Annotated in this window: 27 protein-coding genes; 4 read left to right on the top strand and 23 right to left on the bottom strand. The window is 65.2% G+C overall.

The features are described 5' to 3' along the window. From IPL79_04810 to IPL79_04770, 9 genes are read right to left on the bottom strand one after another with little or no spacing between them, the layout of a single operon-like run. Complete coding sequence (locus IPL79_04810; GenBank protein MBK9070309.1) at window positions 1-624, bottom strand: threonylcarbamoyl-AMP synthase; 624 nt, start codon at window positions 622-624, stop codon at window positions 1-3. 18 nt (window positions 625-642) lie between these two features. Beyond that, window positions 643-1,251 carry an RlmE family RNA methyltransferase gene (locus IPL79_04805; protein ID MBK9070308.1) on the bottom strand — a complete coding sequence of 203 codons (609 nt, stop codon included), beginning with the start codon at window positions 1,249-1,251 and terminating at the stop codon, window positions 643-645. 43 nt (window positions 1,252-1,294) lie between these two features. Then, window positions 1,295-2,029 carry a 50S ribosomal protein L3 gene (gene rplC / locus IPL79_04800; GenBank protein MBK9070307.1) on the bottom strand — a complete coding sequence of 245 codons (735 nt, stop codon included), beginning with the start codon at window positions 2,027-2,029 and terminating at the stop codon, window positions 1,295-1,297. A gap of 55 nt (window positions 2,030-2,084) precedes the next feature. Continuing rightward, a complete protein-coding gene (locus tag IPL79_04795; GenBank protein MBK9070306.1) occupies window positions 2,085-2,891 on the bottom strand; it encodes a TatD family hydrolase in 807 nt (268 codons plus the stop codon). A 14-nt stretch (window positions 2,892-2,905) separates the two neighbouring features. Next, window positions 2,906-3,931 carry a HEAT repeat domain-containing protein gene (locus IPL79_04790; GenBank protein ID MBK9070305.1) on the bottom strand — a complete coding sequence of 342 codons (1,026 nt, stop codon included), beginning with the start codon at window positions 3,929-3,931 and terminating at the stop codon, window positions 2,906-2,908. 42 nt (window positions 3,932-3,973) lie between these two features. Next, window positions 3,974-4,390 carry a PilZ domain-containing protein gene (locus IPL79_04785; protein MBK9070304.1) on the bottom strand — a complete coding sequence of 139 codons (417 nt, stop codon included), beginning with the start codon at window positions 4,388-4,390 and terminating at the stop codon, window positions 3,974-3,976. Window positions 4,391-4,414: 24 nt separating this feature from the next. After that, window positions 4,415-6,463, bottom strand: a complete 2,049-nt coding sequence (gene metG / locus IPL79_04780) for a methionine--tRNA ligase (GenBank protein ID MBK9070303.1) — start codon at window positions 6,461-6,463, stop codon at window positions 4,415-4,417. 12 nt (window positions 6,464-6,475) lie between these two features. After that, window positions 6,476-8,086: a hypothetical protein gene (locus tag IPL79_04775; protein MBK9070302.1), complete on the bottom strand. Its 1,611-nt coding sequence runs from the start codon at window positions 8,084-8,086 to the stop codon at window positions 6,476-6,478. Continuing rightward, window positions 8,064-8,975 carry a hypothetical protein gene (locus IPL79_04770; protein ID MBK9070301.1) on the bottom strand — a complete coding sequence of 304 codons (912 nt, stop codon included), beginning with the start codon at window positions 8,973-8,975 and terminating at the stop codon, window positions 8,064-8,066. The genes IPL79_04775 and IPL79_04770 overlap by 23 nt, the downstream gene beginning before the upstream one ends. Before the next feature lie 121 nt (window positions 8,976-9,096). Between IPL79_04770 and IPL79_04765 the strand changes: the two genes are divergently transcribed. Then, the gene (locus IPL79_04765) at window positions 9,097-10,446 is read left to right on the top strand and encodes a pyridoxal phosphate-dependent aminotransferase (GenBank protein MBK9070300.1); all 1,350 of its coding nucleotides are present in this window, start codon (window positions 9,097-9,099) and stop codon (window positions 10,444-10,446) included. A gap of 208 nt (window positions 10,447-10,654) precedes the next feature. Here the strand turns inward: IPL79_04765 and IPL79_04760 are convergent, their stop codons facing one another. Genes IPL79_04760 through IPL79_04735 form a run of 6 tightly spaced genes read right to left on the bottom strand, consistent with a single transcriptional unit; the run spans window position 10,655 to window position 15,980 of the window. Beyond that, a complete protein-coding gene (locus IPL79_04760) occupies window positions 10,655-11,599 on the bottom strand; it encodes a hypothetical protein (GenBank protein ID MBK9070299.1) in 945 nt (314 codons plus the stop codon). Between the two features lie 48 nt (window positions 11,600-11,647). Then, window positions 11,648-11,842 carry a hypothetical protein gene (locus IPL79_04755; protein ID MBK9070298.1) on the bottom strand — a complete coding sequence of 65 codons (195 nt, stop codon included), beginning with the start codon at window positions 11,840-11,842 and terminating at the stop codon, window positions 11,648-11,650. Continuing rightward, entirely contained in the window at window positions 11,823-12,263 is a 441-nt protein-coding gene (locus tag IPL79_04750) for a hypothetical protein (GenBank protein MBK9070297.1), read from the bottom strand. The genes IPL79_04755 and IPL79_04750 overlap by 20 nt, the downstream gene beginning before the upstream one ends. After that, window positions 12,248-13,759 (bottom strand): N-acetylmuramoyl-L-alanine amidase, encoded by a 1,512-nt coding sequence (locus IPL79_04745; GenBank protein MBK9070296.1) that lies wholly within the window; start codon window positions 13,757-13,759, stop codon window positions 12,248-12,250. The genes IPL79_04750 and IPL79_04745 overlap by 16 nt, the downstream gene beginning before the upstream one ends. A 50-nt stretch (window positions 13,760-13,809) precedes the next feature. Continuing rightward, window positions 13,810-15,279, bottom strand: a complete 1,470-nt coding sequence (locus IPL79_04740; GenBank protein MBK9070295.1) for an FHA domain-containing protein — start codon at window positions 15,277-15,279, stop codon at window positions 13,810-13,812. Beyond that, the gene (locus tag IPL79_04735; protein MBK9070294.1) at window positions 15,276-15,980 is read right to left on the bottom strand and encodes a DUF1287 domain-containing protein; all 705 of its coding nucleotides are present in this window, start codon (window positions 15,978-15,980) and stop codon (window positions 15,276-15,278) included. The genes IPL79_04740 and IPL79_04735 overlap by 4 nt, the downstream gene beginning before the upstream one ends. A gap of 91 nt (window positions 15,981-16,071) precedes the next feature. On the opposite strand from IPL79_04735, the gene IPL79_04730 reads away from it, so the two are divergent. Beyond that, window positions 16,072-17,478 carry a PD40 domain-containing protein gene (locus tag IPL79_04730; protein ID MBK9070293.1) on the top strand — a complete coding sequence of 469 codons (1,407 nt, stop codon included), beginning with the start codon at window positions 16,072-16,074 and terminating at the stop codon, window positions 17,476-17,478. Here IPL79_04730 and IPL79_04725 read toward each other — a convergent pair. Next, window positions 17,456-18,187: a hypothetical protein gene (locus tag IPL79_04725; GenBank protein ID MBK9070292.1), complete on the bottom strand. Its 732-nt coding sequence runs from the start codon at window positions 18,185-18,187 to the stop codon at window positions 17,456-17,458. The genes IPL79_04730 and IPL79_04725 overlap by 23 nt on opposite strands. 51 nt (window positions 18,188-18,238) lie before the next feature. On the opposite strand from IPL79_04725, the gene IPL79_04720 reads away from it, so the two are divergent. Beyond that, window positions 18,239-19,021, top strand: coding sequence for a sel1 repeat family protein (locus IPL79_04720; GenBank protein MBK9070291.1), 783 nt, complete (start codon window positions 18,239-18,241; stop codon window positions 19,019-19,021). A 255-nt stretch (window positions 19,022-19,276) separates the two neighbouring features. Here IPL79_04720 and IPL79_04715 read toward each other — a convergent pair whose 3' ends face one another. Genes IPL79_04715 through IPL79_04685 form a run of 7 tightly spaced genes read right to left on the bottom strand, consistent with a single transcriptional unit; the run spans window position 19,277 to window position 23,809 of the window. Continuing rightward, window positions 19,277-19,954 carry a YcbK family protein gene (locus tag IPL79_04715; protein ID MBK9070290.1) on the bottom strand — a complete coding sequence of 226 codons (678 nt, stop codon included), beginning with the start codon at window positions 19,952-19,954 and terminating at the stop codon, window positions 19,277-19,279. Window positions 19,955-19,956: 2 nt separating this feature from the next. Then, window positions 19,957-20,829: an ATP-dependent sacrificial sulfur transferase LarE gene (gene larE, locus IPL79_04710; GenBank protein ID MBK9070289.1), complete on the bottom strand. Its 873-nt coding sequence runs from the start codon at window positions 20,827-20,829 to the stop codon at window positions 19,957-19,959. Beyond that, entirely contained in the window at window positions 20,830-21,285 is a 456-nt protein-coding gene (locus IPL79_04705; protein MBK9070288.1) for a Mov34/MPN/PAD-1 family protein, read from the bottom strand. Window positions 21,286-21,296: 11 nt separating this feature from the next. After that, window positions 21,297-21,671 (bottom strand): hypothetical protein, encoded by a 375-nt coding sequence (locus IPL79_04700; GenBank protein ID MBK9070287.1) that lies wholly within the window; start codon window positions 21,669-21,671, stop codon window positions 21,297-21,299. 21 nt (window positions 21,672-21,692) lie between these two features. Then, window positions 21,693-22,397 (bottom strand): ThiF family adenylyltransferase, encoded by a 705-nt coding sequence (locus tag IPL79_04695; protein ID MBK9070286.1) that lies wholly within the window; start codon window positions 22,395-22,397, stop codon window positions 21,693-21,695. Then, window positions 22,398-23,342, bottom strand: coding sequence for a cysteine synthase A (gene cysK / locus IPL79_04690; protein ID MBK9070285.1), 945 nt, complete (start codon window positions 23,340-23,342; stop codon window positions 22,398-22,400). Window positions 23,343-23,362: 20 nt separating this feature from the next. Beyond that, window positions 23,363-23,809, bottom strand: a complete 447-nt coding sequence (locus IPL79_04685) for an Rrf2 family transcriptional regulator (protein ID MBK9070284.1) — start codon at window positions 23,807-23,809, stop codon at window positions 23,363-23,365. 138 nt (window positions 23,810-23,947) lie between these two features. Here IPL79_04685 and efp point away from each other — a divergent pair, with 138 nt between their 5' ends. Then, window positions 23,948-24,520 (top strand): elongation factor P, encoded by a 573-nt coding sequence (gene efp / locus IPL79_04680; protein ID MBK9070283.1) that lies wholly within the window; start codon window positions 23,948-23,950, stop codon window positions 24,518-24,520. Window positions 24,521-24,530 lie beyond the last annotated feature (10 nt).

Genomic DNA, 24,530 nt, shown 5'->3' with positions numbered 1-24,530 from the left:
CTAGATCAAGTCGTCGATCTCGCCCGCGCCTTGGCGAAGCACGACGACCTCGTCGCCTTCGATTGAGAGCACGGTGGACAGCTCGCCCGCGGTGCGCGCCGCATCGACGACTAGGTCGATGCCATGTGGAAACGCCTCTAGCACGTCGTCGGCATCGGCGCACGGAGCCTCGGCATCGGGTGCCATGGCGGTCGTGGTCAAGAGCGGTTCGCCAAGCTCTGCGATGATGGCGTGGACGATGGCCTGCGCAGGCACGCGGATGCCAACCGTCTTGCGCTTGGCCTCGGTGAGCGTCCGGGGCACTAGCTTCGTGGCGGGAAGCACCAGCGTGTAGGGCCCAGGAAACAGCCGCTGCGCCAGCCGAAACGCCGTTTCTGAGAAGATCGCAAATTTCGACGCCATCGCGACGTCCGCGCACAGCAAGGCTAGGCGCTGGCTGCGCGGCAGCTGGCGCATGTTCGCAATCGTTTCTTGCGCGCCCTTGGCACCCAGCGCGCATCCGAGCGCAAAACAGGTATCCGTCGGGTACGCGACGATTTCGCCGCGACGCAAGGCGGCTACCAGCTGCGAGATCTTGCGCGGCGGCGGGTCGCCCCAGGCGTCAAAGAGGATCCGCTCGGCCATAATGAACTCTAAGCCTCGCTAGCGGCCTTTGAAGCCCTTAGCGACGACGTACTGCTCGATCGAGATCGCGCGGCTGGAGCTCGGCTTGGCGGTCTTGACCGTCGTAAAGTGCTTGCGACACGCGGTCAGGAGCTGGGCAAACGCCGGGCCTTGGAACAGCTTGGCGACGAAATGTCCGCCTGGGCTCAGCGTCTGCAAGGCCAGCTCAAGGGCATGCTCAAACAGCGCCTCGGACCGCGACTGGTCGGCGTGGCGGATGCCCGTGGTATCGGGCGCCATGTCCGACATCACGACGTCAAAGGCCGTTAGATCGCCGAGCAGCTGCGCCACCGGCGTGTCGTAAATGTCGCCGACGACGACGCGCGTGCGCGCAATGCCCGCGGCCAGCGGCAGGCGGTCGATGCCGACCAGCACGCCGCGTTCGCCGACGCGCGTGGCGGCGTACTGCAGCCACGAGCCAGGTGCGCAGCCAAGGTCGAGCACGCGATCGCCGGCGCGAAACAGCGAGAAGTCCTGGTCGAGCTCCTGCAGCTTATAAACCGCGCGCGCGCGGAACCCTTCCTTTTTCGCCTTTTGGTGAAAATGGTCGCGGCGAACCGCGGGGTCTCCCATATTGCGTTTCGCCATACGCGCGACCTAGTTAGCACAACAGGCGCGTGGCCTGGGCGGCTTATTTGCCCTTGGCGGCGGCCTTGGAGGCCTTCAGTGGGTTCTTCGAACGAACCTCTTCCTTGCCCATGCCCTTGCGCTTGTACTCGGCGCGCGTTGCGGCGTGGGTGACAACCACGTAGCCATTGGCTGCGCCAGGGATGGCGCCGCGAACGAGCAAGCAATTCTCTTCGTCGAGAATGCGGAATAGCTGGAGGTTTTGCACCTTCTTGGTGTCGACGCCCATGTGACCCGACATGCGCTTGCCTTTGTGCACGCGCTGCGGGGTGAGGCGGCAGCCGATCGAACCGCCGTGGCGGAAGTATTCGTGCGTACCGTGGGTGGCGCGAAAGCCTTCCATGTTGTGGCGCTTCATGACGCCTTGAAAGCCTTTACCTTTGCTGGTGCCGGTGACGTCGACGGGGCCATTGACCTCGAAGACATCTTTAGGCGCCAGCGATTGGCCGATTTCATATTTGGCGAGGTCTTCCGCGTCGAGCCGAAGCTCGCGGATAAAGCGCTGTGGCTTTTGGCCAGCGGCTTTATAGGAACCAAGCGATGGGCGGTTGGCCAAACGCAGCGGCTTCTCGTCAAACCCAAGCACCAAGGCCGTGTAGCCGTCGCGTTCCATCGTGCGCTTATCGAGCACGACGCACGGACCAACTTGAATCACGGTGACAGGTACGCGTTCGCCGTCGTCAGCGAACACTTGCGTCATGCCAATTTTTTTTCCTAATAATCCCATGCGTTGTGCCATGGCGGTCTCCTCTAGCGGGGGGGTACGAGTAAGGTCGTAACGTATACAGGCGGGTCTATACGGAGTCAAGCGCTGGGGCATCTGCGATCGAAAACGCGGCCAGCGTATTTGCCCACGTTTTTTGTGAAAGATATTGAGGTGTTACGCCAAGCTCGGCAGCGACGACGGCCGCCGTGTGTACCAAATAGCTCGGCTCGTTGCGGCGGCCTCGCATTGGCACCGGGGCCAGATATGGGCAGTCGGTTTCCAGCAGTATTTGGTCGTGCGGCACCATCGCGAGGGCGGCGCGGATGTCGCCCGCGGTCTTATATGTTGCGATGCCAGAAAACGACACGTAGTAGCCGGCCTCGGCATAGATGCGCGCGTCATCGGGCGAACCGGTGAAACAATGGATAATGACGCGCAGGCCATGCGCATGCGCGCGCAAGATGGCCTGGGCCTCGGCATGGGCGTCGCGAATGTGGCAGACGACGGCCTTGTCCACCTCGCGCGCCAGCTCGATGAAGCGCACGAAGGCGTCGTGCTGTAGCCCGCGTGGCGCATGGTCATAATAGAAGTCCAGGCCCGTCTCGCCGACGGCGACGACGCGCGGGTGCGCCGCGAGTTGCCGCAGCGTGTCCCACCAGGCATCCGTCATCGCGGCGACGTCGTGTGGATGCGTCGCGACCGTCGCCCACACGTTGGGGTGCGCGGTGGCCAACGCGACGGCGCGGTGCGCCGAGGAAATGTCGCCCACCGCCCCGATCGCGATCATCGCGCGAACGCCGGCCTCCCGCGCGCGCGCCATGGCGACGTCGCGATCGACATCAAACTCGGGGCCGTCGACGTGGCAATGGCTGTCAAAAAATTGCAGCGGCTGCATGGTGAGTTGATCGCTTAGGCGGGCTGTGCGCTGAGCGCGTTAATTGCGCCATGAATGCGTTTGCGCGCGGGCCATCCCTGCCAGCTGCGCGCGAAATCTCGCAACGCCGCGATCGCCCACGTACCACCAACGCGTTCAATTTGGCCCAGCGCGGCCTCGCGCAGCTGTAGCTTCCAGCGCGTCGCATTGGCGAGCAAGACCTGGCGGGCCGCCTCAGCCTCGCTCGCTGGACGGGGTGGCTCCCACGTGGTCGCGAGCAAGGCGCCGGCCGCACACACGGCGACGACGGCGAACGCGCCCCGCATCGTCAAGGCGGTTGCCAGCGCATCACCTGCCGCCGGCGTCGCCAAGGTTGCCAGGGCATCGATGGCGTACATCGCCTCTTGCTCGCGCGCCAAGGCGCCGCGCAAGATCTCGACGCCACGGTCGTCATGCAACTCGGCCAGCGCACACGCGGCCTCAAGCTGCACGTCGCGAACGTGGTGTTCAAGCAAGCGACTCAGATGTCCCGCCGCGCGACCATCGCCGATGGCGCCGAGCGCGAGCGCGGCGGCCGCGACCACTTGCGGATCTTGGTCGGCAAGCGCCGCGATCACATGGTCATACGCCGACGCCGGATCGATTTCAGCCAGCGAGGTAATAGCTTGGTAGCGCACGTCGGGGAGCTCATGTGAGCTAGCGGCCAACAGGGCGGGAAACGCGCTGCGATCGCCGATGGCGCCGAGCGCGATGAGGGCGGCTTGCCGCACCGGCGAGGCCTGGTCGTCGATGGCGGCGATGAGGGCGGCGATGACTTGCGGGGTCGGCCGCTTGGCGCCGATCGCACCGAGGGACGCCGCCGCCTCGGCGCGTACCTCCAGTCGGCTATCGGTCAGGGCGCGCAGGAGGGCGTCATGTACCTGCGCAGCTTCTTCCGCGGTGGCGCCGGTCGCGTCGCCCAGCGCATGAGCGGCGAGCGCGCGCGCGCGGGGTGAGCCATGGCCAATATCATGAAGCGCGGCCTCCAGCGTGATCGTGTTGCTCGGCAGCAGGTAGCTCACCGGCGATATCTAACACGAGAAATATGACAAATGTAGGCGAATCTACTGGCGGTGCACCAGGGCGGCGATGGCGGCCCGTCCATCGAGCGGCATCGCCTCAAACAGCACCCCAAACCCCGCGGCAAAAAACGTGGTGCCGCTCGCGGTTTCGAAGGAGCAGTCGGCGTCGCGGCGCCACATGACCCAGCCAACGCCTTCGAGCTGGCCAATGCCGTCGAGCGCAAAACTCAACGAAATGCGCGACAGCAGCGGCAGCGGCGGCCCAACCACAAAGGCGCCATTGGTTGAGATATCGCGGATGGTGCCGGAGAACTGGCGGCCCATGTGTTCGCGGCTCGCCTCGACCCGTGAGTAAACCGCCGCCAGCGACGGATGGAGCACGGGGTCGCTTTGCGCGATATTGGCGAAATGGACCGGCGCGTTGACGATGATGCGTTTTGCGATGCGTTGTTCCGACATGGCACTCCTTGGCGCTGCTAGGCGCTATCGTACACGCGTTCCGGGGGCGGCGTCGCCGTCTATGGCGCCAAGTCCGGCGATCGTCTCGTCGCCGGCGGCGAGCAGCATGCCTTCGGAGCGAATGCCTCGAATCGTCGCGGGCGCGAGGTTGGCGACCACGATGACCTGCTTGCCGGGCAAATCGCTAGGTTGATAACGCTCGGCGATCCCGGCGACAATGGTGCGCGGTGTGGCCTCGCCAACATCGACGAGGAGCTGGAGCAGCTTTTTGGCCTTGGGCACGGCCTGCGCCTCCAAAATGCGGCCGACGCGAAGCTCGATCTTACCGAATTCGTCGAACGTGATAGGGGCCGACGCGGCAGCGACAGCGGGGGCGGCAGGGGTGCGGGCTGCCGCAATGGGCCTTGTAAGCGCGGCTGATGCCGCTTCTTGGGCAATTGCAACCGGCGCCGCCGCATCCTGCGCCGGCGTGAGGCTGGCAATGGTGGCGGCGCGCTTGGCGGCATCGAGGCGCGGAAAAAGCGGCGTCGGATCGCGCACGTCGGCAAACGAAACCGTGGTCGGCAAGGCGACCGCAGGCCACAATAACGACGCGCCTTGCCCGACGAACTCGGCCATTAGGCCCGCGGTGCGAGGCATCACGGCCGCGATGAGGGCCGCGATCGACGAGATTGAAATCGCGAGATGCGCCAGCACCTCGGGCAAGGCAGGATCGTTTTGCTTGGCCATGGTCCACGGCGCGGTGGCATCGACGAAACGATTGGCCTCGGCGATGTAGCGCCAGATCGCCTCTAGTCCGCGCGCCATCTCAAAGCGCTCGAAGTGCAGGCGCGCCTGCTCAATGGTTGCTGCGCGCACCTTGGTGAGCGCGACCACCGGGGCCAGCGCGGAGGTGGCGGGCACGTTGGCAGCGCCCACCCCGAACTTGCGAATCATGGTGAGCGAACGGCTCACCAGGTTCCCAAGGTCATTGGCGAGGTCGGCGTTAAAGCGATCGAGGAGCGATTCATAGGTGAAGTCTCCGTCGTTGCCCAGCGGCACCTCGCGCATGAGATAGTAGCGCAGCGCATCGAGGCCAAGCCGCTGATCGCCGCCGCACAACGCGCCGAGCTCACGGCCTACGACGAGGGGGTCGACCCGCGTCGCCGGCAACGATTTGGAGATTTTCTCGCCGCGCACGGCCCACCAGCCATGCGTCAGGATGGTTTCTGGCAGCGGCAGGCCGGCCGCGAGGAGAAAGCACGGCCAGTAAACCGCATGGAAACGCAAGATGTCTTTGCCGATGAGGTGCACCTGCGCCGGCCACCAACGCTTGTACCCCTCGCCATCGATGTCGCCGAGCGCCGACATATAGTTGGTGAGGGCGTCCATCCATACATAGATGACGTGCGCCGGATCGCCGGGGACGGGGATGCCCCACGAAAAGCTGGTGCGGCTGACCGATAGGTCGCGCAAGCCCCCGCGCACAAAGCTCAGCACCTCGTTGCGGTATTGCTCGGGCAAGATGAAATTCGGATGCGCCTCGATATGGGCCAAGAGCGCGTCTTGGTATTTCGACATCGCAAAAAAGTACGACGGCTCCTTGGCCACCCAGGTGACCGGCTTTTTGTGGGTCGTGCAGACGTAGGCGTCGTCGACGCGATCGAGTTGGCTTTCGGTATAAAAGGCCTCGCACCCGACGCAATACCAGCCCTCGTACGAGGCGAGATACAAGTCGCCCTTGGCGGCAATGCGCTGCCACAGCGCCGCGACGGTTTTTTTATGCCGCGGCTCGGTGGTGCGAATAAAATCGTCGAGCACGATGCCGAGCTCGTCCCAGCATGCGGCAAAGCGCGGCGCGACGTCGTCGACGTGTTGCTGCGGCGAGATGCCGCGCGCGGTGGCGGTCGCCTCGATTTTTTGCCCGTGCTCGTCGGTGCCGGTTAGAAACCTCGTTGGTCGCCCGAGCTGGCGCGCAAAGCGGGCCAGGGCATCGGCGACCAAGGTGGTGTAGGCGTGGCCGAGGTGAGGGACGTCATTGACGTAATAGATGGGCGTGGTGATGTAGAACGGCGCACGGCTGGGAGTGGTCATGATCGGAGGGCCTTAGTCTTGCTCTGACTCTTGCTCGCGCGACGGGTCATCGTCGTGGCCGTCGTTTGCGTCGTGATCGTCGCTGCCATTGGCGGGCGGGGCAGCGGCGACGATATCATCGTCGGGCTCGTCGTCGACGTCGTCATCGCTTTCGGTTTCGTTCAGCTCGCCCAAGTGGGCAAGCGACGCCAGCTCTTGCGACGGCGCGCGCGTTCGCGCCTTCGCCGGGGCATCGCCTCGCGCCGCACCGGGCGATCGCGAGCGGTCGCCGGCGCCGCCTTGTTGCGACGGAAACTTCGCAGTCACCTCGCTGGCGGGATGCATCTGAGAATCGCCAGGGCCATACGCGACGCGAATGCGCTGGCGCAAGACGTCGACTTCGACGACGCGGCCTTCGCCAACGCTGGTGAGCACCCGCTTGCCGAGCCGCGGCAGGCCTTTGCGCATTTCGGTATAGCCGGCCTGCTCATAGACCAGACAGCACTTCAGGCGTCCGCACTGGCCCGAGACTTTGTTAGAGGTCAGCACGAGGCCTTGGTCTTTGGCCATCTTGATTGAAACCGGCACGAAATCGGGCAACCACGTGGTGCAACAAAGCGGCAGGCCACACGAGCCGATGCCACCCACGGCTTTGGCCTCGTCGCGCACGCCGAGCTGGCGTAGCTCGATACGGGCGCCGGTCTTGGCGCCATAGCGATGGGCAAATTCGCGCATATCGAGGCGATCGTCGCAGGTATAGTAGACGGTCAGCTTTTGGCCTGGTTGGCCCTCGATGCGATAGACCTTGCCCGCGAGCCGCAGTTGTTTGGCGATTTCTTTGGCGGCCATTAGCAGCTCGGCCATTTGCGCCAAGCGTCGTTGCTCGTTGGCAAGGTCGCTCGGGGTCGCGGCGCCAGTTAGCGTGCCCTGCGGTTTTTCGCGCTGCATGGTGCGGCTGCCATCGCTGCGCAGGATGCCGACGCGCGGGCCACGGTCAAATTGCACCGTTACCTGCGAGCCCATCGGCAACGCCGCAAGCGCCGCCGTGGCAGGCGCCTCGCAGGCCATCGTGCGACCCGCGCTTGGAAACGTCACGCGCGCGGTATGGCGCACCGGCACGTCGCCGACCGCGCCGACTTTACCGACGAGGTAGTTGCCATCGTCGGCCGGCAAATCGGCAGCGAGGGTCACGTCGGTTAACGGTTCGTCGTCGATGCCCCATGACTCGGTGGGCGGCGAAATACTCATGCCCATATCGTCTAGGATGGGCGCGGCTTCGCTAGCGAAACCGGCGGCGGCAGCGACGGCGGGCATGTTGGCTTGCAAGCTGCGATCGCGTCGGTCGCCGCGTTCGCCGCGGGCGCTGCGCTCGCTGCGGGGTCGCGGCGCGGCCTGGGATGCCGTGGGCGATGGTCGGTCGCCTCGTTCGGGCCGCGGCTGACGTTCGGGGCGTGCGGCGCGCGGCTCGCTCGTTGGTGCGCGATCGCCGCCGGCGCCAACGCTTGCGCCGCTGGCTTCGGCGCCGCCACCACCACCGCGACGTCGCCGTCGGCGTCGACGTTTTTCGCCGCCTGCGTCGCCGCCGTCGGCAGTTTCAGCGCCGGAGCTCGGCGCGTTAGCTTTAGGTTGATCGGAATCCGTCATGCAGTTCTCCTGTCGTGCGCATTTGCAGCAGCAGCGACTCAAGCGTCAGGGTGGGGGCAGCATTGTGTGAGGTAAGCGCGCGACCGGCCGCTAACGCCTGCTGGCCGCATAGGGCCCATGCATGGGCCACGCGGTTGGCGTTTGCACGCCCGGCTTGCAAGACCTTGCGACTCTGTGCGCTCGCCGTGCGCAAGATGGCGTCGATCAGCGAAATCGCCGCAGCGCGCTCGGCACCGCGCTCGCCGCCGTGCTGCGCGACGAAGTCGGAGATGCCGCAAAGGCCGCTGCTGCGCAAGACCGCGAGCAAGCCAGCGTCGAACCCTTCGTCCTGGGCACGCGCAGCCACCCCCGTCTCTTCGACACCGCGGCGCTGCTCGATAATGACGTGGCGCTGGCAGCGCGAGCGAATCGTCGGCATGACGCTCTGCTGCGAGCGCGCGCACAGCATAAAAATCGTGCGCGCCGGAGGCTCCTCAAGCGTTTTGAGGAGCGCGTTGGCCGCAGCACCCAGCAGCGCCCCCGCGTCGGCGATGACAAAGACGCGCACGCGCGCCTCGTGCGGCGGCATGGCCATGCTCGCGGAGATGGCGCGCACGGTCTCGATCGGGATCGCGCCGGCGGCCCCCTCGCCAGCAACGGTAATCACATCGGGATGCACGCCGTGACCAATACGCTCGCAGGCGGCGCAGGTGCCACACGCCACCGGCGCTTGCCCCAGTCCCGCCGGCCCGCCGGCGTCGCAGTTAAAATCCGCGGCGAGCGCCATTGATACTCCAAGGGCTGCCGTCAAATTGCCGGTTAACAGATGAGCATGGTGCAGCGCGCCCGACGCCCATGACTGGCGCAAAACCTGATGAGCCCGACAGCTTGGCTCTAGGGGCGGATGCATGAGCCCACGCTACCATAATCGCTGCTCAAATTAGCGGTGCCGGATCGGCCGTTAGCGTTCAAGCATTTCTGCGGGGCGGAGGCGCCCAGCCCTCGCGCAATCGGCTAAAGTGCCCGGCAATATGGCCTCCACCAAGCAATCCGCCGACGCTGCTGCGCGTGTGCCGCGCACCACCACCGTGCCGCCGTATGGCGTGACCGGGGCGGGCGCAGGCGAGACAGGTTTTTCCGCCTTTCGCGATGTGCCCAAGACGGGCGTTATCTTTGTCACCACCGAAGCGACCAAGCGAGGGTTCTCGCCGACCGCCGAAGACTGGTGCAATCTCGGCCAAGGCATGCCCGAGGCCGAGGAATTGGCTGGCGCCCCCGCGCGCGTGAAGCAGGTCGTGGTCGACATGGCCGATCAAGAGTACGCGCCGGTCGCCGGCATCTGGGAGCTGCGCGAAGCAATCGCCTCGCTCTATAATCAGATGTTTCGTCGCGGCATGCCGAGCCAATACAGCGCCGAGAATGTCGCCATCTCTGGTGGCGGACGCGCGGCGCTCACCCGCGTTGCGGCCTCGCTGGGCCACATTAACCTCGGGCATTTTCTGCCGGACTACACCGCGTACGAGGAATTGCTCGACGTGTTTCGCCTATTCTCGCCGATTCCGATCATGCTCGAGGCCGAGCGGGGCTATCAGTTTACGGCCGAGGAGTTGCGCCGCGAGGTGCTCGGCCGCGGGCTGGCGGCGGTCTTGTTATCCAATCCATCCAATCCCACCGGGCGCGTGATCGGTGGCGGTGAGCTTTCGCAGTGGCTGGGCGTCGCGCGCGACCTCGATTGCACGCTGATTATGGATGAGTTTTATTCTCACTACATTTGGCGCCCCGACCTAATCGGTGAGCACGGCATCGTCACCGCGGCGCAATATGTCGAAGACGTCGATCGCGACCCGGTGGTGATCCTGGACGGCCTGACCAAGAATTGGCGCTATCCAGGTTGGCGTGTGACATGGACCATTGGCCCCAAACGAATCATTGATTCGGTAACCTCGGCGGGCTCGTTTCTCGACGGTGGCGGCAGCCGCCCCTTGCAGCGCCGCGCGATCGAGCTGCTCACGCCCGAGAACACGATGGCCGAGACCCGCGCCATCGCGCAGGAATTCGGCCGCAAGCGCACGCGCATGGTCGAAGGCCTGCGCGCGCTTGGCCTAGTCGTCGAGGCGCCACCCGAAGGCACGTTTTATGTATGGGCCGGCACACAAAACTTGCCGGCCTCAATCAATACCGGCATGACGTTTTTCCAGGCCGCGCTCGAGCGCAAGGTCATCGTCGTGCCCGGTGATTTCTTCGACGTCGACCCCGGCAAGCGCCGCCGCGGCCGCAACATGCGGTTTCACCAGCATCTCCGCTTTTCCTTTGGGCCAACCATGGCCAAGCTCGACACCGCCCTGGCGCGCCTAAAAGACATGATCGCCAGCGCGACGTAGACTCGCAAGATGCGCGCACCGCTTCTGCGCTGTCCTACCGGCAGGTGGCGCACGTTTCTTCCGCGAGCATAGATTGCAGGGCGGTGTGGCAAGCACCAAGGGCTGTGGATACCACAGCCGTCTCGCCGCGCTCCGGAGGTCCGCTATCTGCGAGCAGGAAGACACGTGCGCCCACCTGCCGGTCAGCGTGCTATCCCCGACAAGCCGCTCAGAGCCGCAAGGCTAGGCCCAGCTGCGCGCTGATGTTGTCGCTGGCGTCGTCGAGGTTGTCAAAGCCGGCCGTCGCCCAGAAGTCAAACCGCGTCGAAATATTGTAGAGCATGCGGCCCTTGAGCTCGACGCCGGTTGGGTCGTCGCCAAAGTTAATTAAGAGCAGGCCAAATTGGCCGCCCACCGACAGCTTGTCGCTTTGCTGGTACATCAGGCCTGGGACGATGCGGATGGTGCCACGCGGGACCACGCCGTTGTTGGCTTGCGCCGCGGCGAGCGCAATGTTGGTGCCTTCGCTGAGCAACGAAGGAAAAAATTTGTGGACGCGAAATGAAACCACGTCTTCCAGGCCGACCAGGGCAAACCGCGAATTTAGCCTGACGTGGATCGGCGCGCCGATCGAGACGCCGGCGGCATACGGATCGAGATACATCGGCACCGTGGCGCGCACCGCCACGCCGTCGACGATGACGACTTGCAACTCGGCGCCGATCGACTTACCAGGCTCGACTGAGAAGGATGATCCACCGCCGTTAGTAGGCTTGTCATAGGCTGAAACACCGCCGTAGAGCAGACCAAATTGGACGCGCGGGGTAATGCCGTAGCGCAAACGCAGCAGGCCGCCCGCTTCTGGCAGCGAGGTCGCCTTGATCGACAATGCGATTTCGCCGACGCCGCCAGGCAGGCTGACCGGGCGGTCGACCTCGCGCCCTGGATAGCCGAGGACGGCACGCGCGGGCGGAGGCGGCGGCGCTTCTTCTTCGTCGCCAAAGCTTGGGGCCTGAGGGATGTCATCCTCGGGTTCTTCAAACGGCGTCGCCTCTTCTGCCGCGGGCGTAGGCGTCGGCGCCACCGGGTCGGCGCCCGCCGCTGCGTCAGGCTCGGCAACCACGAGGGAGGTAAAAAGCAACGTTGCGCAGGCGAAGGCGGCGCGGCCGCTCATAGAAATCCAACGTGGGCGTAGAGCTATCATGACGTAAAGTATACGGCACTACATGTGGCCGATCCAACGCGGCGGTCGTCGATTCCCGGTGGGGAGACTGCCATCGCCCGAGATCGGCGGCGGCGTGTTGTTCGTCGCCTGCTGGGCACCCGTCCGCAACCACTTTGTCGGCAACAGCGCCGTGAGCAGCGCGCCCAACATAAGTCGTCGCCGACCGCTGCCTTTATTCGATAAGCGCGTCATATCCGGTCGCCATTTCTTCGAGGGTGAGATCTTTGTAGGGGTCGACGTCCGCGAGGTCCGCGTCCGAGACGGCGTCGTCACCACGGCTGTCGCCAAAGTCGTCGGTGACGCCGTCGGGGGTGACGCTGGCGTCTTTGGCGAGCACGGCATCTTGCGGCGCAGCGGCGGCCTCGGCCAAGGCCGCATTGACGTAGCGCACAAAGCTAATTGGATGATAGTGGTAGACCACGCCATCGCGCGGCAAGCCCGCGTGGCGCGCGACCTGCTCGTCCCACCAAAGCGCGGGCAGCACCTCTCCCTCGACGCGCTCGGCGAGTTCGCCGGCCTCCATCGCGCGCCCTTGTGGCGTGGCGGCCAGGGCCTCCAGCCATGACGGCTCGGCCGTCCATTCTGAGGTGTTGTACGTCACCAGCCAGCGCAAGAGATCGCGATCGCCAGGCTTAGAAAAAGGTCGGTCAGTTCGTCGCGCGAAAAATCGCCGTTGCCATCGGCATCGACGAGCGCGACTAAGTCGGCAACATCGCAGAACCGACCGCCCGCGCTGCCATCGTACATGGTCCATGGCGAGGGCGAGGCGTCGCGAAATAGCTCGCCTGGCGAAAAGATCGAAAAATGAAGTTGCGCGCGCAGTAGCTCGGCGGGGCCGGCGAGGCCGACATAGCCAAGCACCTCGCCGCCTTCGACGGGCTCATCACAAAGAATAATCTCGCCAGCCTTGGATGGTTTTTTGCCCATTGCCGACGCCAGCCAGCGTGGCGGTGGGCGCGTCGCTTCAGCTTGGCGTTGCACGTCGGCGAGATGCATGTAGAGCGAATAAAACAGCAAGGGCTGCGGGCCGACGTTCATGCGGTGTTTGACGAGCGCGAAATTCGTGCTGCCCACCGCGCTCGTGCCGCCCATGCGCGCCGCGACGACGCGGCCGCTAAACGGCGAAAAAACCGGCGCCTGGTGGGTGGTCACCAAATGCACGCCGCCGTGCCACAGGCGCGACTGCCCCCACGGGCCAAACGGAAAGAAGCCGCCGTCGGCCGTTTCTTCGTTGGCGCGATAGAGCTCGTTAACCGCCGAGGCGACGGCCTCGGCCGTGGCCGGCACCTCGGGTTTTTCGCGCGCGTCCTTGGCGGCGGGAATGGCGAGCGGAAAACACATCGCGCCGCGCAGCGCCTCGCAAAACGCCTTTAGATCAAACGGGCCAGGGTCCCACTTGCGCGTCGTGCAATGATAATGCCCGAGATAGCCGCTATAGCCTTGCCCACCCTCGAGCATGCCCCACGCCTGATGCCCCGGCAGCTCTTGCGGGTATTCAAGTGGCAAGTTAGGCAGCAGCCGCGACAAACCGCCGGCCAGCGCGCGCATAGCTCGGTATTGTGCCTCGGTATAGTCAAAGGCCAAGTAGGTGTGGTTGTGCACCTTGACCGGACGGACGTCGCGTTTTTGCCCGCGATTGGCGTAGTACGACGGATCTTTCAGCGCATCGCCGCGGTTACTCAGCTCGACGCCAATGCTGTGCGGGTTGAAGTCCGCGGCGTGATAGCCATTGTAGGCGAGGTCTAGCGTCTGATAGATGGTGCCATCGTTGTCGATTAGAAAATGACACGAGAGCCCGCGCTCATTGTGGAGCACGTTCCAGCACGTCGCCGAGTCAGGGCAGCCGTCGTGGTGCACGACGAACTGGCGGATGACGGCGCGCACGGCGGCAAGCGGGGGATGGGCGCCGTAGCGGCGCAAGGCCGCGCGATACGAATAGCGTCGCGCGCGCTGGTTTTTAACGTCCTTGCCAAACGGATAGATGCCGTCGGCGCAAGCGTTGGAGCCAACGCAACGCTCGGCGCTGGCGTCCCAAAATGGCGCTTCCGCAAAATTGACGATGGGCGCATCAATGGAGAAACGCTGGCCCGCGATGATGAGGTCGCCCACGATGGCAAGCTTACCTAATCGCGGTGGGGGCGGCTACCGGCGCGGCCTGACTACGTCTGCGCCATCACGCGCCATTGGGTGGCGCCCAGCCCGACGATGGTGCCAAGTCTTAGCGTGCCTTGGGTGACCCGTACGCCGCCGATAAACGTGCCATTGGTGGAGCCGAGGTCGCGGATCACCCAGTTGCCCTCGCGATCGACGCGAATCTCCGCATGCTGATCGGAGACGCTGGGGTCGGCGATGGTGACGCGGCACCCTCGATGCTTGCCGAGTACGTCGCCGACGCTCACCTTCGCCGTGGCGCCGGGGGTCGGGCCGCGCAGGCACACCCAGGTTTGTTGCGGCAAGGGCGCGCCGCCGCGCCGCTTGGTGCCAGTGCGCCGCCACGCGAGGAGTAGCGCAAGCACGAGCACGGCGCCCAGCGGGTACGGCGCGAGGCGCCATAGTTGCGCCGCGAGCGGCCTCGTAACCGGTGCCGCCATACATGCCGTATCGCTGCACGCGCCCTCGATGAGGGTGCACGTCACGCCGCAGCTGGGTGCTCGCCACGCCAGCTCATTGGTCTTAACCTCCGCATCGCCAATGATCGCCAGGGCCCGCACATCGGCGGCGCCGGCAGGCGGCAGCACGAACGCGGTCAGGACGTACGCTTCGGCGAGTTCGGCGGCGAGCCGCGACATCTGCTCGCGGAACGCCTGCGCGGCATCGGTGCGCACCCACCGCAACGTGCCCAGGCTTTGCTTGGCGAGCTCGCCGAGATTTAGTAGCGGCTCCTTGCTCCCCGTGGGCGCATAGGCGACGGCAAAAAGGCGCACGCCCTTGCGCGCCGCGCGCACGCCCAGCGCCGTGATGCGGTCGCGATCAAGCGCGCCATCGATGCCGTCGGACACGACGATGACCACGCGCCGAACCAGCACGCCGGGGCGATCCGAACGGTAGCGTTCGACGGCCGCGATCGCGCGCTCGACGGCATCGGCAAACGCCGGGCTCGCCGCCTCTTCGTCGGGCGCGATCGCTTGCAGCGCCGCCTTGGCCCCAGCGACCGTGGCCATGCGACTCGTGCCGCCGATCGTAGTGGCGTAGGTCAGCACCGCGACGCGGTCGTCCTTGCGCAGCGCCGCAAGAATCTCTTCATCAAGCGCGTGCGCAATCAAAGGAAGCACCGTGCCAAAGTCGGGGGACGTGGAAATCACCAGCGCGAGCGCGGTTTCGACGTCTGCGGCGGACGCGCGCGAGATGACCACCGGCACGTCTAGCTCGCGCTGCCCCATGATCAGCCGCCATCCACCACCGCCGGACGCGGTTGCGATTGCGCGCGGGTTGCCCGTGGCATCAACCGCGCGCACCAAAAGCTGCAACATGGCGCGCCCGGGCAAGGGGCTAGGCTCGATGCGCAGCGCATCAAGGACCACCGGCGGGCGGACGGACGGCGGGTCGGCAAACGCGCGGCCCCATGGCCCTTGCTGCCACGACGCCATGGCGCAGACGACAAGCCCGCAGGCCATGCCGGCCCGCTTCATAGACGAAACCGATGGGTGATGAGCATAGCGCGCAGCAGCGGCAGCTCCGCCACGGGCGTGCGTGATGACAGCGCGCCAATCACCAGCGGGACCCCGTCGACCCAGCGATCGCTAGCAATACCGACATGGTCGGGCCCTTTCATGGCCCGCATCGTATCAAAGAAAATGATGTCCCCGGGCAACACGGGATCCGCTGGGTCATCGCCGCGTGGGCTGCGTTGCGCCACGTGACGCAAAAAGTACGGCAGCAAGGTTTTTACGCGGCGATGGTCGATATTTGGATCGCGTCGCCTCACCATCGGGTAGGCGCTGGGCGCGCGCGCGATGTCGCGCCACAGCTCGAGCTGGAGGTCAACGCCGGCATGGCGCAGCGCGCGCACCAAGACGTCGGCGCAGGCGGCGCGATCGGCCGGTATATCGCCGCGCGGAAACGTGAGCGAATAGTAAGCCGCGTCGTAGGTCGCGCGGTGTGCCAGGACCTTTTGGGCGCCGACGAGCACGTCCTGGCCGTTTGGAATGCCGTCGCCATCGTGGTCCGCGACCCAAATGCCAATGTCGACGCGGGCGGGCCAAAGAGCGCTCGGCGGCGCAACTTCACCGATCGCGCGCGCCGCGTCAAGCAGCCACAGGGCGGCGGCCATCACGAAAACCAGGCCGCGGGCCCTGGGTCCGCTCGTCCGTTCCGTGCGCGACTGCTTCACCCCGGCACCATAGCGCAAACGGCCGCAAGCCAGGGGCGACGGCGACGGGCGGCGCCATTGACGCGCGCGCGGGCCAGGCCTAAGGTGCCGCATGGACTTTTCGTCATTTCCGCCCGAACAAGAGCAGAGCTTTGTCGTCTACGAACAACACATGGTGGACGGCCTCGCCAAAGCCAAGACCGCCGCGATCGTTACCGCCGTCGCCTTGGTGGTGATGATCGCAGGCATCTTTTTCGCGGTGCCGCCCAAGCGCGTAGCTGAGACGACCGAGACCACCCCTGCCGAAGTTACCAAGACCGCGGGCCCGCGGCGGCGCCCGCCAGCAAGTAAGTTGTTGCGGCGCTCAGTGAGCTTCCGCATTTTTTTTTCGCGCGCGCTCGGCGTCTTGCCAGGCGCGGCTATTGCCCTAAGTGCGCTGCCCAGCTGCCAAAGCCCAACGGGGGGGCGGGCCGTCACCGCGGCGGGCGAGCGCCAGGAGCACGCGGTGGCCATTGTCACCGAGCGGCGGGCGGGTGGCAGGTTGGTGGCAATCGGCGGCAGCGGCGATCGTTTGTATGAGGTGGTGGAGGCGGCGCAAACCTCGGTCATTGACCGCGCGGCGAGCGTATCGGCCGATGGCAAGCGTCTCGTGTTTGCCTCCTCGCGTGGGCGCGACAGCGTGCATCAGTCAAGCTTGTGGGTCGCCTCCCTTGAAGGCCCCGTAGGCGTGCCATCGACGCCCGTGCGGCTAACGGTTGATGCGGCCATCGATACCGACCCGGTGTGGCTGGCCGATGGGCGCACGGTGATATTTGCTAGCAACCGCGGCGGCACATTTGATCTTTGGCGCATCGACGCATCGCTCGAAGGCACGGCGACCAAGCCGGAGCGCCTGACAGACGCGCCAGGCGATGAGCTGATGTTGTCGGCGCGCGCCGACGGCGCGGTGGCGTATACGTCGATCGTGCGCGTCGCGGGCGGGGCCGCGCAAAGTACGATCGAGGTGCGCTTGCCGGATGGGACGATCGAGCCGTGGACGCAAGGCCCGGCCGATACGACGCCAACGTTTGGCGCGGCGGGGATTTATTTCTCGGCGCCGCATGCGCGGGGCGGCGCCGTCGACGCGGATATCGCGTTTGTCGCCTCCCCGGGCGCCACGCCGCGCTGGGTGGTCGAGCTCGGCGGCACCGATGAGAGCGGGCCTTCGCTGTCGGCGGACGAACGCTGGATATTTTTTACGTCGGTGGTGCGCGGGGAGGGCGGCAAGCCGGTGTGGTCATCGGTGGCGCACCTCGATCAGCGTGAAAAACCGCCGCAAGCGCGTATGCTAGTCGATCGCGCGGGTGCGGTGATACGCAGCTCGCCGGCGGCTTTGGCTGGCCCTCACGACGCGGCGGCGCTTCATCGCAATCCGCCGTATCTCGATGAATTGCTGCGCATTCATGCCGACCTACGGCGCATCGGCGAGCGGGACTTGCGTACGCCAGCGCCGACCGCTACCCCAGCGGATCCGCGATAACCTCATTTTTGGCGGCGGCGCTGCTGCTGGCGCTTACGGTGCCGCCAAACGTCAGCTGCGGCGCCGCGGCTTGAATCGATGGCTTGCCGGTGATCTTGACTTCAGACGAGCCAATGACCGCAATCTCTTGCATGCCGGTGGCGGTAAGGGTGGTGCTCGCGACCAGCTCGACCTCCTTGCCGGCAATGACGACGCGGCCCTGCATCGAAGTCAACGCAACATCGCCGTCGGTCTTGATCGCGATGCCGTCCTTGCTCAGCGTCATGGTGGTTTTATCGCCGGGCGCAAATAGCCGAATCTCGTCGGCCTTGTCGTCAAACTCGATGCGCGCCCCTTTTTCGTTAGATGCCAAGGTTAGGAGCGAGCTTTCCGCGTCGGCGGCGTCATGCGGCGGTGGACGCTGCGCCGACCACAGCATGCCGAGTACCACCGGCCGGTTGATGTCGTCGTGCTCAAAGGCAACGAGCACCTCGTCGCCGACATTGGGCAAGAAGAACCAACCGCTCTGCGGTCCTGCCCCAGGCGCGACCAAGGGTGCCCACGCGCCCATGAGATCGTCGGCGAACAGCGGATATTTGCAGCGAACCCGCGCTAGCCCTTCCGGATCACAATTATCGGTAACGACACCCAACGTGGTGGTGGGGATCTCCGTCCTCGCCCTGGCCCCCGCATCGCGCGCGCGTCCCGCCATCTCTTCGACGATCTTCACGGCCAGACTATAGCCGGTTGTCAGTGGCCGCGAAAGCCTCTAAAACGCGGCATGCGTCTCGAAGCGGCACTGCTTATCATCGTTTGCGCGGCGGCCTGCGAGGGCGGCACGGCGTCACAAAAAAATGACGCCTCGCCGCGCACCGAGGCGCAGGCGCGCATTCCTGCCACGCCCGCGTTGCGAGAGGGGTTGGCCGTTTTGCTTGCGGCATGTGAGCGCCGCGACGGCGAGGCGTGTCGCAATGCAGGCGTGATCACCAGCGAGGGCATTGGCGTGTCGCCCGATCCCGCCAAAGCCGCGACACTATTTGCCCGCGCATGCGAGCTAGGCTCCGCGGCGGGATGCAACAACCTGGGCCTCGCGTATGCGCTTGGGCTAGGCGTGGTCGCCGATGCCCCCAAGGCCGCGAGCTTGTATGATCAGGGCTGCGCCGCGGGCAGCTCGCTTGCGTGCCGCAACTGGGCGTTGATGGCGCTCGACGGCAAGGGCCTTGCGCGCAACCCCGCGCTCGCCGAGCAGCGACTCACCGCGGCGTGCGAGAGCGGGCTGGCGCTGGCGTGCTCGTCGCTGGGCGCCGCATATCGCGATCAGAAGCTCGCGTCGGCCGATCCGGCGAAAAGCTCGGTGCCGTGGTTTGTGCGCGCTTGCAACAACGGAGACGCCAGCGCGTGCCGCATCGTGGGTGAGGCATACCTGCGTGGCAGCGGCGTACCCAAGGGCGCGGCACCGGCGGCCATGTGGCTCGGTTTGGCGTGCGATCAAGGTGAACTTCGAGCGTGCGAGCTGCTTGGCAAAACGCAACCATCGCCGGCGCAAGATAACGCAACGCGCTAACTAGTCGGAATCGCGGCAGTTCATGATGCGCTGCACCATTTGCGCGCACAGTTTATCCACAGCCGTTAGCGTCATTTCCGTTAAGTAGTCAAAATGTCAAGTAACATTTTGCCGCAGGCGATGTGGACAACTGAACGTCCGGAGCACGGACAGATGTGTCCGCCGACCGGACGGGTGTCAGGCTAGGGGGGCCAAAGCTCCTACTTGTCCTACATGGTTCGCGCGTCGAAAAAACCGCTAGATTCTGGCACCCAACTAGCGGCCAGACCACGAACGAATCGGACCGCTGTCGACGTGAACAAATCCGCTCGTCCGATAGATGCCGACCCCACCAAGCCGCTTGCCGCGAATCCATTTTGACAAGGCTCGGGGCGAAACATCTGGCAGCCGAATATCGACCGCGTTGCCCTTGGTGTGTTGGCTGTCGCGCGCGACCTCGCGGCCTTTCTTGCGCAGCATAAGATTATACTTGGGCGAGCGGTAGCCCGAAATAATGTCGATCCGTGACGCCTTAAAGTGGCGCGCAGCCTCGAGCGCTAGCCGCAGCGGGCGCTGGTCGAGCGCCTCGATTTCTTCATCCGTAAAGTGGCAGCGCAAGAACGCCCGCACGCGGGCGGGCGAGGGCGGTGAAATGTCTCCGCGCAATGGCACCTCGACGACGAGCCATTCCTTGGTCCAAAGGTTGTGCAGGTTGACGAGCCTCACCGCGGGCGCGCGGCTGCGCCGAGCGTCGCGGGCGCGCGCGTGCTTGCGATGTGGCTGCTTGGCCTCGTCGGCCTTCGCGGTCAGATACAACGACTTTTTGTCCGGCGAGCCCGCGGCCGCCAACGGCGGCGGCGCCACCGCCGCCGAGTTGGCCCGCGCCGCGCTCGTTACCAGCGCCATGAGCTGCGCCGCGAACAACCACCCAGCGACGTGCCATCGAGGCAACATGGTTACGGCACCACGCGCGTGCCGCGGCGGGCAAGTTGAATGAGCGGTGGCGCGAGGGCTTCGTTGAGCGAGCCGGAGCGAAAGCCCTGCAAATCGAGCGCAATATAGGTGAAGCCATGCTGCTTGCCGAGCGCGACGATTTGTTGTCGCAGCGACTCATCGGCGAGGCGGGCCATGCCAGCGGCGTCGAGCTCGAGTCGCGCGACTTGCTCGTGAAACCGCACGCGCAATTGGCCAAAGCCCAGCGCCCGCAGGGCGTCTTCAAAGCCATCGACTTGCGCGAGGCGATCCGTCGTGATGCGCGTGCCATACGGAAACCGCGACGACAGGCAGGCAAGCTGAGGCTTATCCCAGGTGCGTAGCCCAAGCCGTTGCGACGCGGTGCGAATCTCCTGCTTGTAATAGCCCGCGTCGACCAGCGGCATGATGGCGCCTTGTGCCTGCGCCGCCGCAATGCCAGGCCGAACGTCGCCCAAGTCATCGAGGTTGGTACCGAGCGCGATGGCCGTAATGCCAAGCGACGCCGCCAGCGGCCGCGCGATGTCCATTAATTCTGACTTGCACATCGCGCAGCGATCGGTTGGGTTGTCGGCAAAGCCTGGCCGCGCCAGCTCGTGCGATGGTGCCAGGACGTGGCGCTCACCGAGGCCAAGCTCGCGCCCCAGCGCCTCGGCATCGCGCGCCTCGCTGCGTGCCATGGTGGGCGAGACGGCGGTGATCGCGTACGCGCGATCGCCAAGCGCATCGACCGCGGCTTTGAGCAAGAAGGCCGAGTCGACCCCACCCGAAAAGGCGACCATGACGCGCTCGTGCGCTCCCAGCAGGCGATGCAGGTGGGCGAGTTTGCTGTCGACAGGCGTTGTGGCCACGACCATTTATATCACGTTCCAGCGATCCGTCTCGACGAAGTCGCGGGCCTCATCGCACCATGCAAAGACGGCCACCTCGGTAACGCCGCGTGCCGCGACGCCAACCACGATGTGGGCGACGGGGTAGGCTGGCCCATCGCCCCACGGGTCAAGGGCGCAGGCGCGATCGGTCGGCGAAAAATACGCGCGGCCGTTGGGATGCGAGTGATAGACCGCGAGAGGCAGGTCGCCGCCGGCAAAGGCCGACGCAAACGCGATCAAGTCGTCGCCGTCGATGACATACGCGGTCTCGGCGCTGCGGTTGATGGTGGTGGGATGCGCCGCGGTGGCCTGCGCGTTGTGGCATGGGCGCAGCGACGTCGCCGTCAGCCAGCCGCAGCATTCGTTCGGATAGGCGGCGCGCGCGGCGTCATAGAGCGCGGCGCGCAACGCCTCACTGACGACAATCTGGCGCGCTTCCATGGTCAGCGCCCTCAGGTGGATTCGGCCACGGCCAAGAGCAGGCGGCCAATTTGCCACAGCGCGACCTCGGGCGCCGCTGACAAACCTGGCAGCTCGCGCGCGTCTGCGGGTGCGCTCGCCACCACCGACACGCGCGCATCGGGTCGTAGGCCGCGTAGCAATGCACACAGCTGCCTCGCGTCGTCGTTATCAGTCGCGCCAACTAACGATAACTCGCCGAGGCCCGCGGCAATCAAATAGGTTAGCGCCAGTGATTCCCCGCCGTGCCCCGCAAACGGCACCGCGACGTGCGCGTTGCAGATGCGCGTTTGGCCGGCATCGCCTACCGCGGCGAGCACGAGCTGCCGGCTATAGCGTAGGCGTTGCGTTGGAGATAGTGGCTGCATGGGGGGCCGGGCCTTAGCGTCTTACGAATTGTTGGCGTAAACGGCCAGCGGCGCGCGGCGGTGCTGGCATGCGCAGCCAACGCGCTGCTGGAAGGTTGTGCGGCGCCACGGCGGACCTTCGCCGTCAAGGCTAGCGCTAGTTAACGAGCCGAAGGGCACGGTCGTGGGCGAGCGCAGGAGCTGCATCGCTGCTTGCACCGCGAGTTGGGCGACGATGCCGCAGATGGGTGCCAGCACGCCGGCGCTGGCGCACGTGTCGGCGTCGTCGGGTGGCGCCTCGAACAAGCAGCGATAACAAGCGTGACCCGGCGCGCCGATAAACAGGTTGCCTCCCGTGCCAATAGCTGCCGCGATCAGGTAGGGCACGCCATGCGCGATCGCCTGATCGCAGGCGAGGAATTTCGCCACCGGGCTATCGCTGGCATCGATGATTAGCGCGACGTCCGCCAGCAAGCGGCGCGCATTCGTCGCAACAAACCGGACCGCCTCTACCTCTATATCAGGCCCGCCGGCCTCGCCGCCGGCCTCACGCAAACGCTCGCGCAGCGCGACGACCTTGGGTCCCCCGACATCGTCATCGCAAAACTGGATCTGTCGCGGCAAATTCGAGAGCTCGACGACGTCGTCGTCGACGATGCGCAAGGCGACGCCGTGCGAGGCTAGGCCAAGCGCTATGGGGCCGCCGAGGGCGCCGGCGCCGATTACCAGGCAGCGGGGCCCTGGCATTTAGGCGAAATGTCCTTCCATGGAGAAGTAGCGCTCGCCGGTGTCGCACAACACCGTTACGACGCGCTTGCCAGGGCCGAGTTCCGCAGCGAGCTGCCGTGCGACAAATACGTTGGCGCCGGCAGAGATGCCAACCAAGAGGCCTTCTTGCTTGGCGAGCTGCCGCGACGTCTCATAGGCCGCGCGTTCATCGACCGCGCGGATCTCGGTGACGACGCTGCGATCGAAATTGCCCGGTATGAAGTTGGCGCCGATGCCTTGGATCTTGTGTGGGCCTGGCTTGCCGCCCGACAGCACGCGGCTGGTGCTGGGTTCGACCGCGACGATTTTCACGCCGGGCGAAACCTTGCGCAGCACGGCGCCGACGCCGCTAATCGTGCCCCCGGTGCCGACCCCGGCAACAAATGCATCGACGGGGCCCACTGCCGCCATCTGGGCGAGAATTTCCGGACCCGTGTGGAGGCGATGCGTCGCGGGGTTGGCCGGATTGCGGAATTGATCGAGGATGATCGCGTGTTTATCGGCGGTGCGAATTTTATGCGCGGCCTCAACGGCGCCTTGCATGCCGTGTTCGGCAGGCGTGAGCACTAACTTAGCGCCATACGAGGCGAGCAGCTGGCGGCGCTCAAGGCTCATCGATTCCGGCATGGTTAATATGAGCGTATAGCGGCGGGCCGCAGCGACGAGCGCTAGTCCAATGCCGGTGTTGCCGCTGGTTGGCTCAACCAGGGTCGAAATTCCGGGCTCAATCTGGCCCGCAGCCTCGGCCGCATCGACCATCGCCAGCGCAATGCGGTCTTTGACCGAGCCGCCTGGACTAAAGTGTTCGCACTTGCACCACACCTCCGCCGACCCGGCGAGCTGATGCGCGAGCCGTATCATCGGCGTGTTGCCAATGAGTTCGAGCGGGCTGCGTATTGCGCGATGGGGTGGGCGACCTGACATCATGGATGACTCGTTAGGGGCTAAATAAAGTACATCGCAGGGGCGCCAGTTCGCGGCACGCCTTGCGCCGCCGCGCGCTCGACCAGATCGGCGAACGTAATCGCGTCAAACCAACTCGCCATGGCGCTGGCAAATTCGCGCCACAGCGGTGAGGTGACAATTTCGCTAGCCTTGGGCCCGCCGTCGTCAAAGACGACCCAGGCATCGACCGGGCCCTCGATCGCGCGCACGACATCGCCAAGCCGCAGCTCGCGCGCCGTTCGCCGCAGGGTGTATCCGCCCTTGGGGCCGCGCTTGGCATCGACAATTCCAGCGCGCTTTAGGTCCTGAAATATCTGCTCGAGGTAGCGCAGGGGAATTTCCTGGCGCGCGGCCACGTCTTTGGCCAAAACCGTATCAGATTCGCTGAAGTAGGCCATGTCGAAGACGGCGCGGACGGCGTATTGGGTTTTCGTGGATAGCTTCATGGCTACATTTCCGACCGGGACGATCGGAAATATACCGTGACCCTGCCAGGGCGGTCAATTGCGATCCCTGGCACCGCCGCGCCTAAGCCCGCAAGTTGGGTTGATTTTGCACGGGGCGCTTAGTACAGCATGCGCCATATGTACGATACCTCCGACATTCGCAAGGGCCTCAAGGTACTCATGGACGGCAACCCATACACCGTCGTCGAGTTCCAGTTCGTCAAACCGGGCAAGGGCGCCGCGTTTACTCGGACCAAGTTCAAAAATCTGCTCACCGGCGCGGTGGTCGAGCGCAACATTCGCTCCGGTGAAAAGCTCGAGCCGGCCAACGTCGAGCAGCGCACGATGCAATACCTCTATCGCCAAGATGATGAGCTCACGCTGATGGACGAAACCAACTTTGAGCAAATCAATGTTGCGATCGAACTGGTAGGCGATGCCCATGATTTGCTCAAGGACAACATGCCTTGCGACGTGCTGTTTTTTAACAGCCGCCCAGTCTCCGTGGAGCTACCGACCTTCGTTCAACTTGAGGTCACGGCTTCGGAGCCGGGCGCGCGCGGCGATACCTCGGGCAACGTGCTCAAGCCAGCCACGCTGGAGACGGGCGCCGTCGTTGGCGTGCCGCTTTTTATTAGCGTGGGCGATCTGCTTCGCATTGACACTCGTACGCACGAATATGTCGAGCGCCTTAAACAAGCCGGTAAATAGGCCGCTTGCT

The organism is Myxococcales bacterium, assembly GCA_016716835.1.
Lineage (GTDB): Bacteria > Myxococcota_A > Polyangia > Haliangiales > Haliangiaceae > JADJUW01.
This window is presented reverse-complemented; position numbering and strand designations above follow the sequence as displayed.